The 13,509-nt window shown below is 73.9% G+C and carries 12 protein-coding genes; 9 read left to right on the forward strand and 3 right to left on the reverse strand.

The window, feature by feature from the left end; translation table 11 throughout:
• Positions 1 to 30 precede the first annotated feature (30 nt).
• The 5 genes from ACZ5WK_RS04205 (at position 31) to ACZ5WK_RS04225 (ending at position 6,850) form a co-directional block, all read left to right on the forward strand.
• A complete protein-coding gene (locus tag ACZ5WK_RS04205; protein WP_465544735.1) occupies positions 31 to 1,605 on the forward strand; it encodes a flavin-containing monooxygenase in 1,575 nt (524 codons plus the stop codon).
• Complete coding sequence (locus tag ACZ5WK_RS04210) at positions 1,602 to 2,549, forward strand: alpha/beta fold hydrolase (RefSeq protein WP_465544737.1); 948 nt, start codon at positions 1,602 to 1,604, stop codon at positions 2,547 to 2,549. Before ACZ5WK_RS04205 ends, ACZ5WK_RS04210 begins: the two co-directional genes overlap by 4 nt.
• Positions 2,546 to 3,439, forward strand: a complete 894-nt coding sequence (locus ACZ5WK_RS04215; RefSeq protein WP_465544739.1) for an SDR family oxidoreductase — start codon at positions 2,546 to 2,548, stop codon at positions 3,437 to 3,439. The genes ACZ5WK_RS04210 and ACZ5WK_RS04215 overlap by 4 nt, the downstream gene beginning before the upstream one ends.
• A gap of 387 nt (positions 3,440 to 3,826) precedes the next feature.
• The gene (locus ACZ5WK_RS04220; protein ID WP_396319897.1) at positions 3,827 to 4,600 is read left to right on the forward strand and encodes an SDR family NAD(P)-dependent oxidoreductase; all 774 of its coding nucleotides are present in this window, start codon (positions 3,827 to 3,829) and stop codon (positions 4,598 to 4,600) included.
• A 429-nt stretch (positions 4,601 to 5,029) separates the two neighbouring features.
• Complete coding sequence (locus tag ACZ5WK_RS04225; protein WP_465544741.1) at positions 5,030 to 6,850, forward strand: ABC transporter ATP-binding protein; 1,821 nt, start codon at positions 5,030 to 5,032, stop codon at positions 6,848 to 6,850.
• A gap of 114 nt (positions 6,851 to 6,964) precedes the next feature.
• Here the strand turns inward: ACZ5WK_RS04225 and ACZ5WK_RS04230 are convergent, their stop codons facing one another.
• Positions 6,965 to 7,633 (reverse strand): lysophospholipid acyltransferase family protein, encoded by a 669-nt coding sequence (locus ACZ5WK_RS04230; RefSeq protein ID WP_465544743.1) that lies wholly within the window; start codon positions 7,631 to 7,633, stop codon positions 6,965 to 6,967.
• A gap of 217 nt (positions 7,634 to 7,850) precedes the next feature.
• On the opposite strand from ACZ5WK_RS04230, the gene ACZ5WK_RS04235 reads away from it, so the two are divergent.
• Complete coding sequence (locus ACZ5WK_RS04235; protein ID WP_396319900.1) at positions 7,851 to 8,063, forward strand: EF-hand domain-containing protein; 213 nt, start codon at positions 7,851 to 7,853, stop codon at positions 8,061 to 8,063.
• 196 nt (positions 8,064 to 8,259) lie between these two features.
• On the opposite strand, the gene ACZ5WK_RS04240 is transcribed toward ACZ5WK_RS04235, so the two are convergent.
• Positions 8,260 to 10,458: a bifunctional glycosyltransferase/CDP-glycerol:glycerophosphate glycerophosphotransferase gene (locus ACZ5WK_RS04240; protein ID WP_465544745.1), complete on the reverse strand. Its 2,199-nt coding sequence runs from the start codon at positions 10,456 to 10,458 to the stop codon at positions 8,260 to 8,262.
• Positions 10,459 to 11,205: 747 nt separating this feature from the next.
• Between ACZ5WK_RS04240 and ACZ5WK_RS04245 the strand changes: the two genes are divergently transcribed.
• A complete protein-coding gene (locus tag ACZ5WK_RS04245; protein ID WP_396319902.1) occupies positions 11,206 to 11,472 on the forward strand; it encodes a hypothetical protein in 267 nt (88 codons plus the stop codon).
• A gap of 323 nt (positions 11,473 to 11,795) precedes the next feature.
• The gene (locus tag ACZ5WK_RS04250) at positions 11,796 to 12,233 is read left to right on the forward strand and encodes a YjbQ family protein (RefSeq protein ID WP_396319903.1); all 438 of its coding nucleotides are present in this window, start codon (positions 11,796 to 11,798) and stop codon (positions 12,231 to 12,233) included.
• 161 nt (positions 12,234 to 12,394) lie between these two features.
• Here ACZ5WK_RS04250 and ACZ5WK_RS04255 read toward each other — a convergent pair whose 3' ends face one another.
• The gene (locus tag ACZ5WK_RS04255) at positions 12,395 to 13,009 is read right to left on the reverse strand and encodes a DUF1990 family protein (protein WP_465544748.1); all 615 of its coding nucleotides are present in this window, start codon (positions 13,007 to 13,009) and stop codon (positions 12,395 to 12,397) included.
• Positions 13,010 to 13,269: 260 nt separating this feature from the next.
• Between ACZ5WK_RS04255 and ACZ5WK_RS04260 the strand changes: the two genes are divergently transcribed.
• On the forward strand, positions 13,270 to 13,494 hold the full coding sequence (locus ACZ5WK_RS04260; protein WP_465545233.1) for a hypothetical protein: 225 nt from the start codon (positions 13,270 to 13,272) through the stop codon (positions 13,492 to 13,494).
• Positions 13,495 to 13,509 lie beyond the last annotated feature (15 nt).

Raw genomic sequence — 13,509 nt, forward strand, 5'->3', positions numbered from 1 at the left:
TCAGGCCCCCCACCCCCAGGAGGACGCCGCATGGCATCCACGACCAAGCGCCCCCGCCCCGGCACGTCCGGCCAGGAGTCCCCGGCCGAGGCCGCCCAGCCCGTCCCGCACGTCCGGGTGGCGGTCATCGGCTCCGGCTTCGGCGGCCTCGGCGCCGGTGTCCGGCTGCGCCGCGCCGGCATCACCGACTTCGTGATCCTGGAGCGCGCCAACTCGGTCGGTGGCACCTGGCGGGACAACAGCTACCCCGGCTGCGCCTGTGACGTCCCCTCCCACCTCTACGCCTTCTCCTTCGCGCCCAACGCCGACTGGCCGCGCAGCTTCTCCGGCCAGCCCGACATCCGCGCCTACCTCGAGAAGGTCACCGACGTCTTCGGCCTCCGCCCCCACCTGCGCTTCGACACCGAGGTCACCGAGGCCCGCTGGGAGGCGGAGCACACCCGCTGGCGGATCACCACCACGGCCGGCGAGTGGACCGCCGACGCCGTCGTCTCCGCCGCCGGGCCGCTCGCCGACCCGCAGATCCCGGACCTGCCGGGCCTCGACGCCTTCCCCGGCAAGGTGTTCCACTCCTCCCGCTGGGACCACGACTACGAACTCGCCGGCCGGCGGGTCGCGATGGTCGGCACCGGCGCCTCCGCCGCCCAGATCATCCCCTCGATCCAGCCGAAGGTCGGCAAACTGACGGTCTTCCAGCGCACGCCCGCCTGGGTGCTGCCGCGCCGCGACCGCGAGATCACCGAGATCGAGAAGTGGCTGCACGGCCGGCTGCCCGTCACCGCCAAGCTGCGCCGCGGCGCCCTGTTCGCCCTCCGCGAGCTCCAGGTGGACGCCTTCGTCCGCCGTCCCGGCCTGCTGAAGGTGGTCCAGCAGCTCGCCGAACGGCACATCGCCCAGGGCGTCGCCGACCCGGCGCTGCGCGCCAAGCTCACCCCGGACTACCGGATCGGGTGCAAGCGCATCCTGCTCAGCAACACCTACTACCCGGCACTCGCCGCCGCCAACACCGAGGTGGTCGCGTCCGGCCTGCGCGAGGTGCGCGGCTCGACCCTGGTCGCGGCCGACGGCAGCGAGCACGAGGTGGACGCGATCGTCTTCGGCACCGGCTTCCACGTCACCGACATGCCCATCGGCGCCCGGGTGTTCGGCGTCGACGGCACCAGCCTGGCGGAGCACTGGAAGGACGGCATGGAGGCGCTGCGCGGCTCCACCGTCCGCGGGTTCCCCAACCTCTTCTTCGTCATCGGCCCCAACACCGGGCTCGGCAACAGCTCGATGATCCTGATGATCGAGTCCCAGCTGAACTACCTGATCGACGCGCTCACCACGCTCGGCTCGATCGGTGCCACCGCGATGCAGCCCACCGAACGCGCCCAGCGGCACTGGAACCTCGAACTCCAGCACCGGATGGACCGCACCGTCTGGACCACCGGTGGCTGCCGCAGCTGGTACCTCGACCCGAGCGGCAGGAACACCGTGCTCTGGCCCGGCTCGACCACCTCGTTCCGCCGCGCCACCCGCAAGGTCGACCTCGGCGAGTACGAGCTGATCATGCGCACCACGCCGAAGCCCCGGACGGCCGCGGTCGAGGAGGTCGTGGCATGAGCCCCGCGATCCCCGCCGACTGCGTTGCGCCCACCCCCGTCGAGGAGTTGGACGTCCGCTCGGCCGACGGCATCCGGCTGCACGTCGAGATCCACGGTCAGCCGGCCGCCCCGACCGTCGTGCTCGCCCACGGCTGGACGTGCTCAACGGCCTTCTGGGCGCCGGTGATCCGCCAACTCTCCGACCGGTACCGGGTGGTGGCGTACGACCAGCGCGGCCACGGCCGCAGCGAGATCCCGCCCAGCCGGCTCCGCTACTCCACCCGCGCGCTCGCCGAGGACCTCTCCGCGGTGCTCGCCCGGACCGTTCCGGCGGGGGAACGCGCCGTCCTCGCCGGCCACAGCATGGGCGGCATGACCATCATGGCCGCCGGCGCGCGCCCCGAGGTCGCCGGGCGGACGGCCGCCGCGGTGCTGGTCTCCACCGGCCCGTCCGACCTGGTGGCCGAGCTGCGGGTGCTGCCCGACGCGGTCCGCGCCCCGCGGCTTCGGCGCCTCCTGCACCGCCAGGTGCTGCGCTCCCGGCTCCCGCTCGGACCGGTCGGCCCGGTGAGCCGCGCAGCCCTCAAGTACGGGACGATGGGTCCGGGTTCACCGGCCGGCCGGGTCGAGGCGACGGCCCGGATCGTGCACGCCTGCCCGACCGCCGTCCGGGCCGCGTGGGCCGGCGTGCTGGACGTCCTCGACGTCCGGTCCGGGCTGGCGGCGCTCGCCGCGCCGACGGCCGTGGTGGTGGGCACCGACGACCGCCTGACCCCGCCGGTGCACGCCCACCGGATGGTCGCCGCACTGCCCGACCCGCAGGGCCTGCTTCTGCTGCCCGGCGTCGGCCACATGGCGCCGCTGGAGCGGCCCGCCGAGGTCGCCGCCGAGATCGACCGCATGGCCGCCGCCCACCTGACGGCGACCCGACTTCCCAGCCCGCAGAGGAGCCTGACCGCATGAGCGTCGTTCCGCCGCTGTCCGCACAGGTCGTTGTCGTCACGGGTGCCGCGCGCGGCGTCGGTGCCGCCCTCGCCCGCAAGCTCACCGCGCAGGGCGCCAAGGTCGCGCTGCTCGGCCTGGAGCCGGCCGAGCTCAAGGCCGTCGCCGCGCTCTGTGGCCCCTCCGCCACCGCCTGGGAGGCCGACGTCACCGACGTCGCGGCGCTCACCGAGACCGCCCGGCTGATCAAGGAGCACTACGGCCGGATCGACGCCGTCGTCGCCAACGCGGGCATCGCCATCGGCGGCCCGCTGCTGGAGAGCGACCACAAGGCGTTCAGCCGGGTGATCGAGGTCAACCTGCTGGGCAGCGTCGCCACCGCCCGCGCCTTCCTGCCCGCCCTCGCCGAGAGCCGCGGCTACCTCCTCCAGATCGCCTCGCTCGCGGCGCTCACCCCCGCGCCGCTGATGAGCGCGTACTGCGCGAGCAAGGCCGGTGTCGAGGCCTTCGCCCACTCGATCCGCGCCGAGGTCGCCCACCAGGGCGTCAAGGTCGGCGTCGGCTACCTGAGCTGGACCGACACCGACATGGTGCGCGGCGCGGACCAGGACGCCGTCCTCAGGCAGATGCGCTCCCGCCTCCCCTGGCCCGCCAACAAGACCTACCCGCTCGGCCCGGCCGTGGACCGCCTGGTCGCCGGTATCGCCCGCCGCTCCGCCCACGTCTACGCCCAGGCCTGGCTGCGCGGCATGCAGCCGGTCCGCGCCGTCCTGCCGCTGGTGATCGCCGCCGTCGGCTCCCGCGACATCGCCAGGCTCGCCCCGCAGCTCGCCGCCACCGCCGCCACCCGACTGCGCCCGGTCGGCGCCGGGGGAGCGGCCGACAGCGCCGCCCGCTCCGAGAGGAACTGAGCCGACGCTCACGGATGGCGGACGGCCGCCGCCCGATGGCGAATCTGCCGGCCGCCTTCCGTCGGCCCCGCCCGCTTGACAGCCGCTTGAGCACCTCGTACCCGCCCTGGACGAACCGGTCGTCCAGGGCGGGGCCGCAGTTGGCGAGGGCGGCGACGGCGGTGGCGGACTGGGGGCAGAAGCCGACGAAGGCGGTGCAGCCTCGGGCGGCCGGTGACTTCGAGAGCGGTGTGTGCGCTGCCGTCGCCGGGTGCCCGGATCCGGTCGAGGGTCGGGGCGAGGTCGAGCCTGGCCGGGACGCCGTCCGCGCCGGTCCGGGCCAGTCGGCGCGCGAGCCGGGCGGCCGAGCGGTACCCGTCGCCGGGCGCAGTCGGTACGGTCAGGGGCATGACCACTGCCTTGATCACCGGCGCGACCGCCGGCATCGGAGCCGCGTTCGTGCGCCGGCTCGCCCGGAGCGGCTACCAGCTCGTCCTGGTGGCCCGGGACACCGAGCGGCTGGAGCGCGCCGCCGCCGACCTGCAAGCGAAGTACGGCGTCGACGCCGAGGTCCTGACCGCCGACCTGGCCACCGATGACGGCATCGCCGCCGTGGAGGCACGGCTGGCCGACGCCGGCCGCCCGGTGGACCTGCTGGTGAACAACGCCGGCTTCGGCAACAAGGGCGCGTTCCTGACCGTCCCGCTCCAGGACGAGCTGGACATGCTGAAGGTGCACGTGGAGGCGATCCTCCGGCTGACCACCGCCGCCCTGCCGGGCATGCGCGAGCGGGGGCGCGGGGCGATCGTCAACGTCGCCTCGGTGGCGGCCTTCCTGCCGCGCGGCACGTACGGCGCGAGCAAGTCGTGGGTCGTGAGCTTCACCCAGGGCGTGCAGCGCGACCTCGGCGGCGCAGGCGTGCGGTTGATGGCGCTCTGCCCGGGCTTCACCCGGACCGAGTTCCACCAGCGGGCCGGCATGGGGACGGGCAACATCCCGTCGTGGGGCTGGCTGTCCGCCGAGCGGGTGGTCGACGAGGCCATGCGCGACCTGGCCCGCGGCCGCTCGGTGTCCGTCCCGGGCAAGCGCTACAAGATCGCGGTCGCCATCGCCCGCCTGCTGCCGTCCGGCAAGCTCGGCGGGGTCTCCTCGAAGGCGGCGCGGACCTACCGGACCACCTAGCCGGCCGGCGCACCTCGGAAGCGGACGGGCGGCGGGCCCTGTGCGGACGGCGTGGTCCGCATCGACGGGCGGCCCGCGTCGGCGGCTGTCCGTGCGGACGGGCGGACCCGGCGGGGGATCGCGCGCAGACCGGCCCCGGGCGGCCGCACAGCATCCACGGGAAGTGGGAATAGGGCGAGCCTCACTATTAGCTTCGCTAACTATGAGCTATTCTCGCTATGCTGGCGGCCGCCCGACCGCCATGCCCGCGGCACCCGCCGTGCCCGCGAACCCCGCGGCACCCGCCACATCCGTGACACCCGTGACACCCGTGACACCCGTGGCACCGGCGAACCCCGCGGCACCCGGCACGCCCGCGAACCCCGCGGCGGCCGCGACACCCGCCAAGCCCGCCGCGCGCCCGCGCGTCCGACCCAGGGAGGCCCGCCCTTGAGGCCCGACGGCATCCGATGGACCCCGCCCGCCCGCGCCGAGGACGAACCCCGCCCGCCGGCCCAGTGGCACCGCATCCTTGCGCTGTTCCGCCCGTACTCGGGCCGCCTCACCGTGGTCGGCCTGCTGGTGGCGGCCTCCGCGGTGGTCTCGGTCATATCGCCGTTCCTGCTGAGGGCCGTGCTGGACACCGCCATCCCGCAGGGCCGCACCGGCCTGCTGAGCCTGCTCGCGCTCGGCATGATCGCCGCCGCCGTGGTCAACAGCATCTTCAACGTGCTGCAGACGCTGATCTCCACCACCGTCGGCCAGCGCGTCATGCACGACCTGCGCACCGCCGTCTACAGCCACCTCCAGCGGATGTCACTGGCGTTCTTCACCCGGACCCGCACCGGCGAGGTGCAGTCCCGGATCGCCAACGACATCGGCGGCATGCAGTCCACCGTGACCTCCACCGCCACCTCGCTGGTCTCCAACTTCACCAGCGTGATCGCCTCCGTGGTCGCCATGGTCGCACTGGACTGGCGGCTGACCGTGGTCTCGCTGCTGCTCCTGCCGCTCTTCGTCTGGATCAGCCGCCGGGTCGGCAACGAGCGCAAGAAGATCACCACCGAGCGGCAGAAGCAGCTCGCCGCGATGAGCTCGGCGGTGCAGGAGTCGCTCTCGGTCAGCGGCATCCTGCTCGGCCGCACCATGGGCCGCTCAGACTCGCTGGCCAAGGAGTTCACCGGGCAGTCCGACCAGCTGGCCGAGCTGGAGGTGCGCGCCAGCATGGCGGGGCGCTGGCGGATGAACACCATCCAGATCGTGATGGCCGCCATGCCGGCGGTGATCTACTGGGCGGCCGGCCTGGCCGCCGCCGACGGCGCGCCGATCGTCTCGGTCGGCACCCTGGTCGCCTTCGTCTCGCTCCAGCAGGGGCTCTTCCGCCCGACGATCAGCCTGCTCTCCACGGGCGTGCAGGTGCAGACCTCGCTGGCGCTGTTCCAGCGCATCTTCGAGTACCTCGACCTCCCCGTGGAGATCGCCGAACCCGAGCGCCCCGTCGCACTGGAGGAGCTCCGCGGCGAGGTGCGCTTCGAGGGCGTCGACTTCCGCTACGACCCGGAGCAGGAGCGGCCGACGCTCTCCGGCGTCGAACTCAAGGTGCCGGCCGGCAGCTCACTCGCGGTGGTCGGCGAGACCGGCTCCGGCAAGACCACGCTCAGCTACCTCGTCCCGCGCCTCTACGACGTGACCGGCGGCCGGGTCACCATCGACGGCGTCGACGTCCGCGACCTCTCCTTCGACACGCTGTCCCGGGCGGTCGGCGTGGTCTCCCAGGAGACCTACCTCTTCCACGCCTCGGTCGCCGACAACCTGCGCTTCGCCAAGCCGGACGCCACCGACGCCGAACTGGTCGCCGCCGCCGGGGCCGCACAGATCCACGACACCATCGCCGGCCTGCCCGACGGCTACGACACCCTGGTCGGCGAGCGCGGCTACCGCTTCTCGGGAGGGGAGAAGCAGCGCCTCGCGCTCGCCCGGACCATCCTGCGCAACCCGCCGGTGCTGATCCTGGACGAGGCCACCAGTGCGCTGGACAACCGCACCGAGCACGCCGTCCAGCAGGCCATCGACACCCTGGCGGCCGGCCGGACCACCATCACCATCGCCCACCGGCTCTCCACCGTCCGGGCCGCCGACCAGATCGTCGTCCTGGACCGCGGTGAGGTGGCCGAGCTGGGCACCCACGACGAACTGGTCGAGGCGGACGGCCGGTACGCGGCGCTGCTGCGCCGCGAGGCACCGGTGCCCGTGGCGCTGGGGCACGTGTAGCCGGGTCCCGGGAGCCGGCCGGGAGCCCGGAGCCGCCTCGGCCGCGCCGGCCGCCGCCTCAGCCGCGCCGGCCGGCTCGGGCGCCTCGGAGACCTCCAGGCGGCCGCAGGAGCCTCAGGCGGCCTTGGGGACCTCGTTGTAGGTCTCCGCGACCTCCTGGCCGGAGAGCTCCTGGATCGCCCGCATCACCTCGTCGGTGACCTGCCGGCGGGCCTTGAGCGAGCGGGCCTGGCCGTGCAGCTCGTCGAAGTGCAGCGGCTCGCCGAAGCGGACCGTCACCTTGCGGATGCGGGGCACGCGCTTGCCGACCGGCAGGATCTGCTCCGGCCCCTCCAGCGCCACCGGGACCACGGGGACGCCCGCGGTGAGGGCCAGCCAGGCCACGCCGGTCTTGCCGCGGTAGAGGCGGCCGTCGAGGGAGCGGGTGCCCTCCGGGTAGATGCCGAAGGCCTTGCCGTCCTCCAGGATCTCCAGCGCCGACTCCAGCGAGGCCTGTGCCGAACGGTAGGTGCCGCGCTCGACCGGCACCGCGCCGATGGCCTGGAAGAAGCTCTTGGACAGCGCGCCCTTCAGCCCGGTGCCGGTGAAGTACTCGGCCTTGGCCAGGAAGTGCACCCGGCGCGGGGCGGTCATCGGGATCACGACGCTGTCGATGAAGGAGAGGTGATTGCTGGCCAGGATCACGCCGCCCTTGCGCGGCACGTTCTCCAGGCCCTCGATGGTGGGCCGCCAGATCCCCCGCGCGAGCGGTTTCAGCACCAGCTTGGTGACGAGATCGAGCATGGTCCCTCCCAGGACGTGCACGCCCGAGGGGTGTGCCCGGGCCTGAACAGACGACGATCGGTGGTCGATCAATCCCCGGCCGGGCCGGGAACAGACCCGCAGACTACGACACCCACCCCCGAGCCCGTCCACTCCCGCCAGCCGTGGCGCTCGCCACGGCGGGTAGGGTACGGCCGTCGGAAACGCACATCAGCAGTTCATCAGGAAGGGCCCACCCATGGCAGACGTCGACACCATCCGCGCGGCGTTCGACAAGTACGACGTGGACGGCAACGGCCGGATCACCGCCGTCGAGTACGCCAAGGTCGCGCGCGAGCTCGGCGACCTCACCACGTCGATCTCGGTGGCCGAGGCCATCATCAAGCAGATGGACACCAACCACGACGGCGAGCTGACCTTCGAGGAGTTCCTGGCCGCGCGTCAGGGCTGAGTCGGGTCGGGCCGGCAGGGCCGGCCGAGACCGGCCGAGTCGGTCGGGCGGGGCTCCGGGACTCCCGGGGACCCGCCCGTCGCCCTTCCGGGCCCACTCGCGGGCCCACCCATGGGCCCACCCTCGGGCCCGCACCGAGGGGCCGGCCCGGGCTCAGCGCCTGCTCGGCACCCGCCCGTCATCGGGGCCGCTTGCCTCAGCCCCGGGTCGGGAACACCCGGCGGACCACGCGCTCCGCCGCCCCGCCGTCGTCCCACGGGCAGAACCGCTCGCGGAACCGCGCCCGCGCCGCCGGCTCCGGATCGCCCGCCAGCAGCGCCTTCGCGAGCCCGTCGGCGTCCACCGTCACCGCGCCCGGCGGCTGTTCGAACAGGTCGAAGTAGACGCCGCGGTTCTGCCGGTACTCGTCCCAGTCCGGCGCGAAGATCACCACCGGCCGGTCCAGCACCGCGTAGTCGAACATCATCGACGAGTAGTCCGTGACCAGCACGTCCGCCGCAAGGTAGAGGTCCTCCACGGTCGGGTGCGCGGAGACGTCCACGATCTCCGCCGCGTCCGGGCCCGCCACCAGGTCGCCCGGGCCGCCGGTGTGGAAGTAGTGCGTGCGGACCAGCAGGGTGAAGCCGGGCCCGAGCCGACGGGCCAGCTCGCGCACGTCCACCAGCGGGACGTAGCCGCCCTTGCCCTCGCGGTGCGTCGGCGCGTACAGCACCGCCGTACGGCCCGGCGCCAGGCCGAACCGCTCGCGCATCGCCGCCACCTCGGCCCGGGTGGCGTCGGCCAGCCGGTCGTTGCGCGGGTAGCCGGTGTCCAGCATCTCGTACCGACCGGGGAAGGCCCGGGCGAAGTGCTCGCTGGTGTGCGGGTTGGAGGAGACCAGGAAGTCCCAGCGGTCGACGGCCTCCTGCAGCCGGTCGAAGTCCATCCCGTCGGCCGCGACCGGGTGGTCCCTGAGGTCCATCCCCATCGCCTTCAGCGGCGTGCCGTGCTGCGTCTGGACGTGCACCGTGCCCGGCCGCTTCGCCATGGTCCGCGGGGAGTTGACGTTGTTGACGAAGTACTTGGCGGTCGCCATCGCCTTCAGGTACGCGGGTGTGTTGACGATCACGTACGGCACGCCGGCGGGCAGCGTGGCCGCCTGGGTGCGGTTCTCCACCACCCAGACGCCCCGGACGTCCGGCGCCAGCTCCTTCGCCTTCTCGTAGATCGCCGCCGGGCTGCACGCGTAACCCCGGTGCCAGTACGCCGCGTAGACCGCCAGGTGCTCGTCCAGCGGCAGCCGGCGGAACGCGTTGTACGCGGTGAACCGGGCGCTGCTGCGCACGCCCTTCTTCACCGCCGGCGCCACCGCGCGCGCCCCGCGCTTGAGTTCGCGCGGAAGCCGCCCGGTGCGGCGCAGCTCGGCGTACGCGATCCGGGCGCCGCGCGCCGCCAGCCGGTACTGCACGCCGCGCAGGCCGGCCGGGAACCGGTAGCCGGCCGGGCGGTGGCGGGCGAAGTGCTCGGCGATCCGGCGGAAGAAGTCCTTGCGCCGGTCCTCCGGGACGAGCCCGGGGGTGTCGTAGACGGTGAGCGCCTGCTTGACGGTCCGGTCGAAGACGAGGGTGCGCAGCGAGTCCGGCACCGGGCGGCCGGGCCGGTCCGGGCGGTCCAGGAATGCGAAGATCGCGTCGTACTGGGCGAAGGCGTCGGCGTGCTTGGGGGAGGCGGTGGAGGTGATCGCGCCGGCCCGCCCGCGCCGGTAGAAGTAGCAGGGGCGGTCGAGGTAGCGCAGCCGCTCGGCGGCGAGCAGCGCGGGGTAGGTGACCGAGATGTCCTCGTAGAAGCCGCGCCCGAAGGAGACGCCGAGGCCGAGCAGGAACTCCCGGCGGAACACCTTGTTCCAGACCGACATCACGGTCTGGAACAGGGCCGGGTGCTCGGCGAGGGTGGCGCCGTCGGTCAGCGGGGAGCCGACCAGCACGTGGCGCCAGGGGTTGGGCTCGGTCCCGCCGTCCGGGTAGACGTGGGTGAAGCCGGTGAGCAGCACATCGGCGGGGGTCTCGCGGCGGCGCTCCCCGTCGAGTTCGTCGAGGAGGGCGGAGACCGTGCCCTCGGGCAGCCAGTCGTCGCTGTCGACGAACCAGACGTACTCGCCGCGCACCTCGGGGAGGGCGGCGGTACGGGCGCCGCCGAGACCCTGGTTCTCGGTGAGATGCAGCACACGCAGCCGGTGGTCGCGGGCCGCGTACTCGTCCAGGATCGCGCCGCAGCGGTCGGGGGAGAGGTCGTCGACGGCGATCACCTCGAAGCGGGACTCCCCGGCGGGAGTGGCTTCCAGGATCGAGTCGAGGCAGCGGGGCAGGTAGCGCTCCACGCCGTGGACCGGGAGCACGATGCTGAGGAGGACTGGCACGCTGGGTGAGTCTACCGAGCGCGACGGCGTCCGGGGCCGCTCGGGGCCGGGGGCCGGGACCGGCCGGGTCCGGGGCGTGGGCGGCGCTCGCGGCGGGGGCAGGGCCCCTTGGGGGCCGGGGCCGGAACCGCCGGTGCCGGGCCCCGTACGGGGCGGCACCGGCAGCCTGGTGGCGGCCCGGCCGACCCTCTACGGCCGGCCGCCGGTCCGGGCAACCTCCCGAGCCTGGCCACCGCAGCGTCGAGGCGGCCAGGCAGTGGCTCGGGGGAGCCGGAGATCATCATCGACCCTCATCGATGTTCATCAGTCGAACGCGCAGGTGAGCGGGAAGCAACCCTGTGCGGTCGATGAAGATATTGCTTGGAGGTTTCGCCCGAGTCAATCCCTCGATTGTGTTCACTTCCTGAACTGATTGTCATAGGGATTTGTCGAGGTAACTCCGCAGGGTGATGTGCGGCTGTCAAGGGCGGGCGCGGTGTGCGGACCGTGACCGACGGTGACCCTGCGCGCCCGGCGCGTGCCTCCCGGGCAGGCGCCGGGTCCGTGTCCCCGTGGCCCCGGTGACGTTCTGCGGGTCGTGCACCATCATTGATGCCTAGTCGTGACCGGGACGGGTGGCCCCTGGTGCGCCGTCAGTTGACGCCGCGCGATACGGTGGCGGGACACCAGGACGGTTGCGCGAAGGCCGTCAGTCACGGATAGTCTTCGCCTCACGGCCCTGGCGCCTCGTAGGGGTGGGAAAAACTGATGGAACACATGCAAGTGCGGACTCGGCCCCGCGTGCCGGCGATCCAGTGCGGTGTCGGCGCGACCGGCCGTCGGATCGAGCGTCACCTGGCTGTGCTCGGCGCGCCCGCACTCCCGGCGGTGGACACCGCCGAGGCTCTCGGGTTGATAAGGGAGCTGACGCCGCGCGGCGCCGGCGCCCCCACCGCGCCGCGCCGCCACGTGCGGGTGTCGCTGCTGGCGCCGTTGCGTCGGCTGCGGCGGAGCCTGTTCGGGAGTCGCGGCTAGGTCCTGCCCGGCCGATCTTGCCGGGCGCTGATCCGCCAAGATCGACCGGACGGGACCTGGGGCAGTACGCCGCCCCGCGTCGACCGGCATCCGGCCCGACGGACCTCAGGGACCGTCGGGTCTTTGGTGTGTCCGCGGGCGAACGGCGGGCCCGGGGTGGCAGCGTGGGCCCGGGGCGGTCGGTCGGCTCGGGGGGCGGCCTCGGGGGATCGGGTCGGCCCGGCAGCTGCCCGAACCGGTCAGCCTACGACACTCTGCCTCCCAGGCAAGGAGAGTCGGCGAGGCGGGCCGGCGCACCCCCGGGCGTGGGTGAGGATGACGGCATGGCGGACAACACCCACTCCAGCCCCTTCCACACCACCACCATCGAGATCACCACGGGCAGCCGTGAGGTCGCACTCGACATCACGGACCGCTGCGCCGAATTCCTCAACGACCGGGCCGCCGGGCGCGACGGCCTGCTCAACGTCTTCGTGCCGCACGCCACGGCCGGCATCGCGGTACTGGAGACCGGTTCGGGCAGCGACTCCGACTTCCTCGCCGTCCTTCGCGACCTGCTCCCCGCGGACGACCGCTGGCGCCACCGGCACGGCAGCCCCGGCCACGGGCGCGACCACGTCGTCCCCGGCCTGGTCGCCCCGCACGCCACCCTGCCGGTGATCGGCGGCCAACTCGCGCTGGGCGTCTGGCAGTCGGTCGTCCTGATCGACACCAACGGCGACAACCCGCACCGGACGGTCCGGCTGTCCTTCCTCGGCTGACGGGCGTGACGGGCGTGACGGCCGTGACGGCCGTGACGGCCGTGACGGGCTGAGGGGTTGAGGGGCTTTCGCGGTTGCCTCGGTGGCCTCGGTGGCCTCGGTTGCCTCGGTGGGCCCGGTGGCGCGGCTTTCGCGCTGGCCGGGTGGCCCGGTGGCCTCGGCTACCCGGCTTCTGTGGTTTCTGCGGCTTCGCCCGGGGCCGGGGAGAGGTCGGTGAGGGCGGGGAGGTCGGCGACGGCGGCGGCCACCGCGGCGAGGTAGCGCTCGATCGCCAGGTACTGGCAGAGCACCGCCACCGGGCGGCCGAGCCGCGCGTACCAGGCGGCGAGCCGGGCGAACGCCGTGACCTCGAACCAGACCTCGCCCGTCGCGTCCATGGTCACCAGGAACGCCTCCTCGCCGCACTCCGGGTGCCCGGGCAGCGTCCCGTAGGCGAAGCCGATCCGGTCCGGCTCGTCCACCGTCCAGATCACCCGGCAGGGGATCACCACGCGGGGCCACCGCAGCCGGGGCGGGCTCAGCCGAAGCAGGACGGTCGCGCCCTCCTCGGCCGGCGCGTACGGGTGGACGGCGAAGCCGGTGCCGAGCTGGCAGCCCCAGCCGAGCACGTACCGCCCGGCCCGCTCCAGCACGGCGGGCCCGTGGCCGAGGTGGACGCGCCGCCGCAGCTGCGCGTACCCGGCCGGCAGCCGGGGCCCCCGGGTGGCGCCCACCTCGGGGTAGCTCGGCGAGGCGGCGCGGGCGGAGGCCAGGATCTGGGCGAGGTCGGCAGGCACGGGGCCACCGTACGGGAGGCCCTGGACCGGGAACGCCGCGGGTCCGGTCCGTCGCCGGGGCGCCACGGGTGGCCTTGCGGCAGGGTGGGTGAGCGGAGTAGGAAGGCGGCATGAGCAGCGAAGCAGCGGCGGCGGGCGACTCGGTGGCGGTGGACGCGGCGGTGGGCGTGACGGCAGCTGTGAGGGCCGGCAGCGCGGCGGCGGACGACTCGACTGCGGACGGCTCGGCGACGGACGGCTCGGCGACGGCCGGCTCGGCGATGGACGGCTCGGTGGCGGACGGCGACGGCTTGGTGTGCGTCCTGGCCCCGGCCGGGGCCGAGGCGGCGCAGGCCGCGCTGGCGCACGATCCCGGGCTGACCGGTCCGCGCGCGGACTGCGTGCTCTGCGGCGAGCCGACCGAGCTGCCCGCCGACCACCCGGGCAGCACGCTCTGCCCGGTCTGCGCCTGGCAGCAGGCACAGCGGATCGCCTGTTCCGGCTGACCCCGCCGGTACCTG

This window comes from Kitasatospora sp. NPDC032757, from assembly GCF_055579305.1.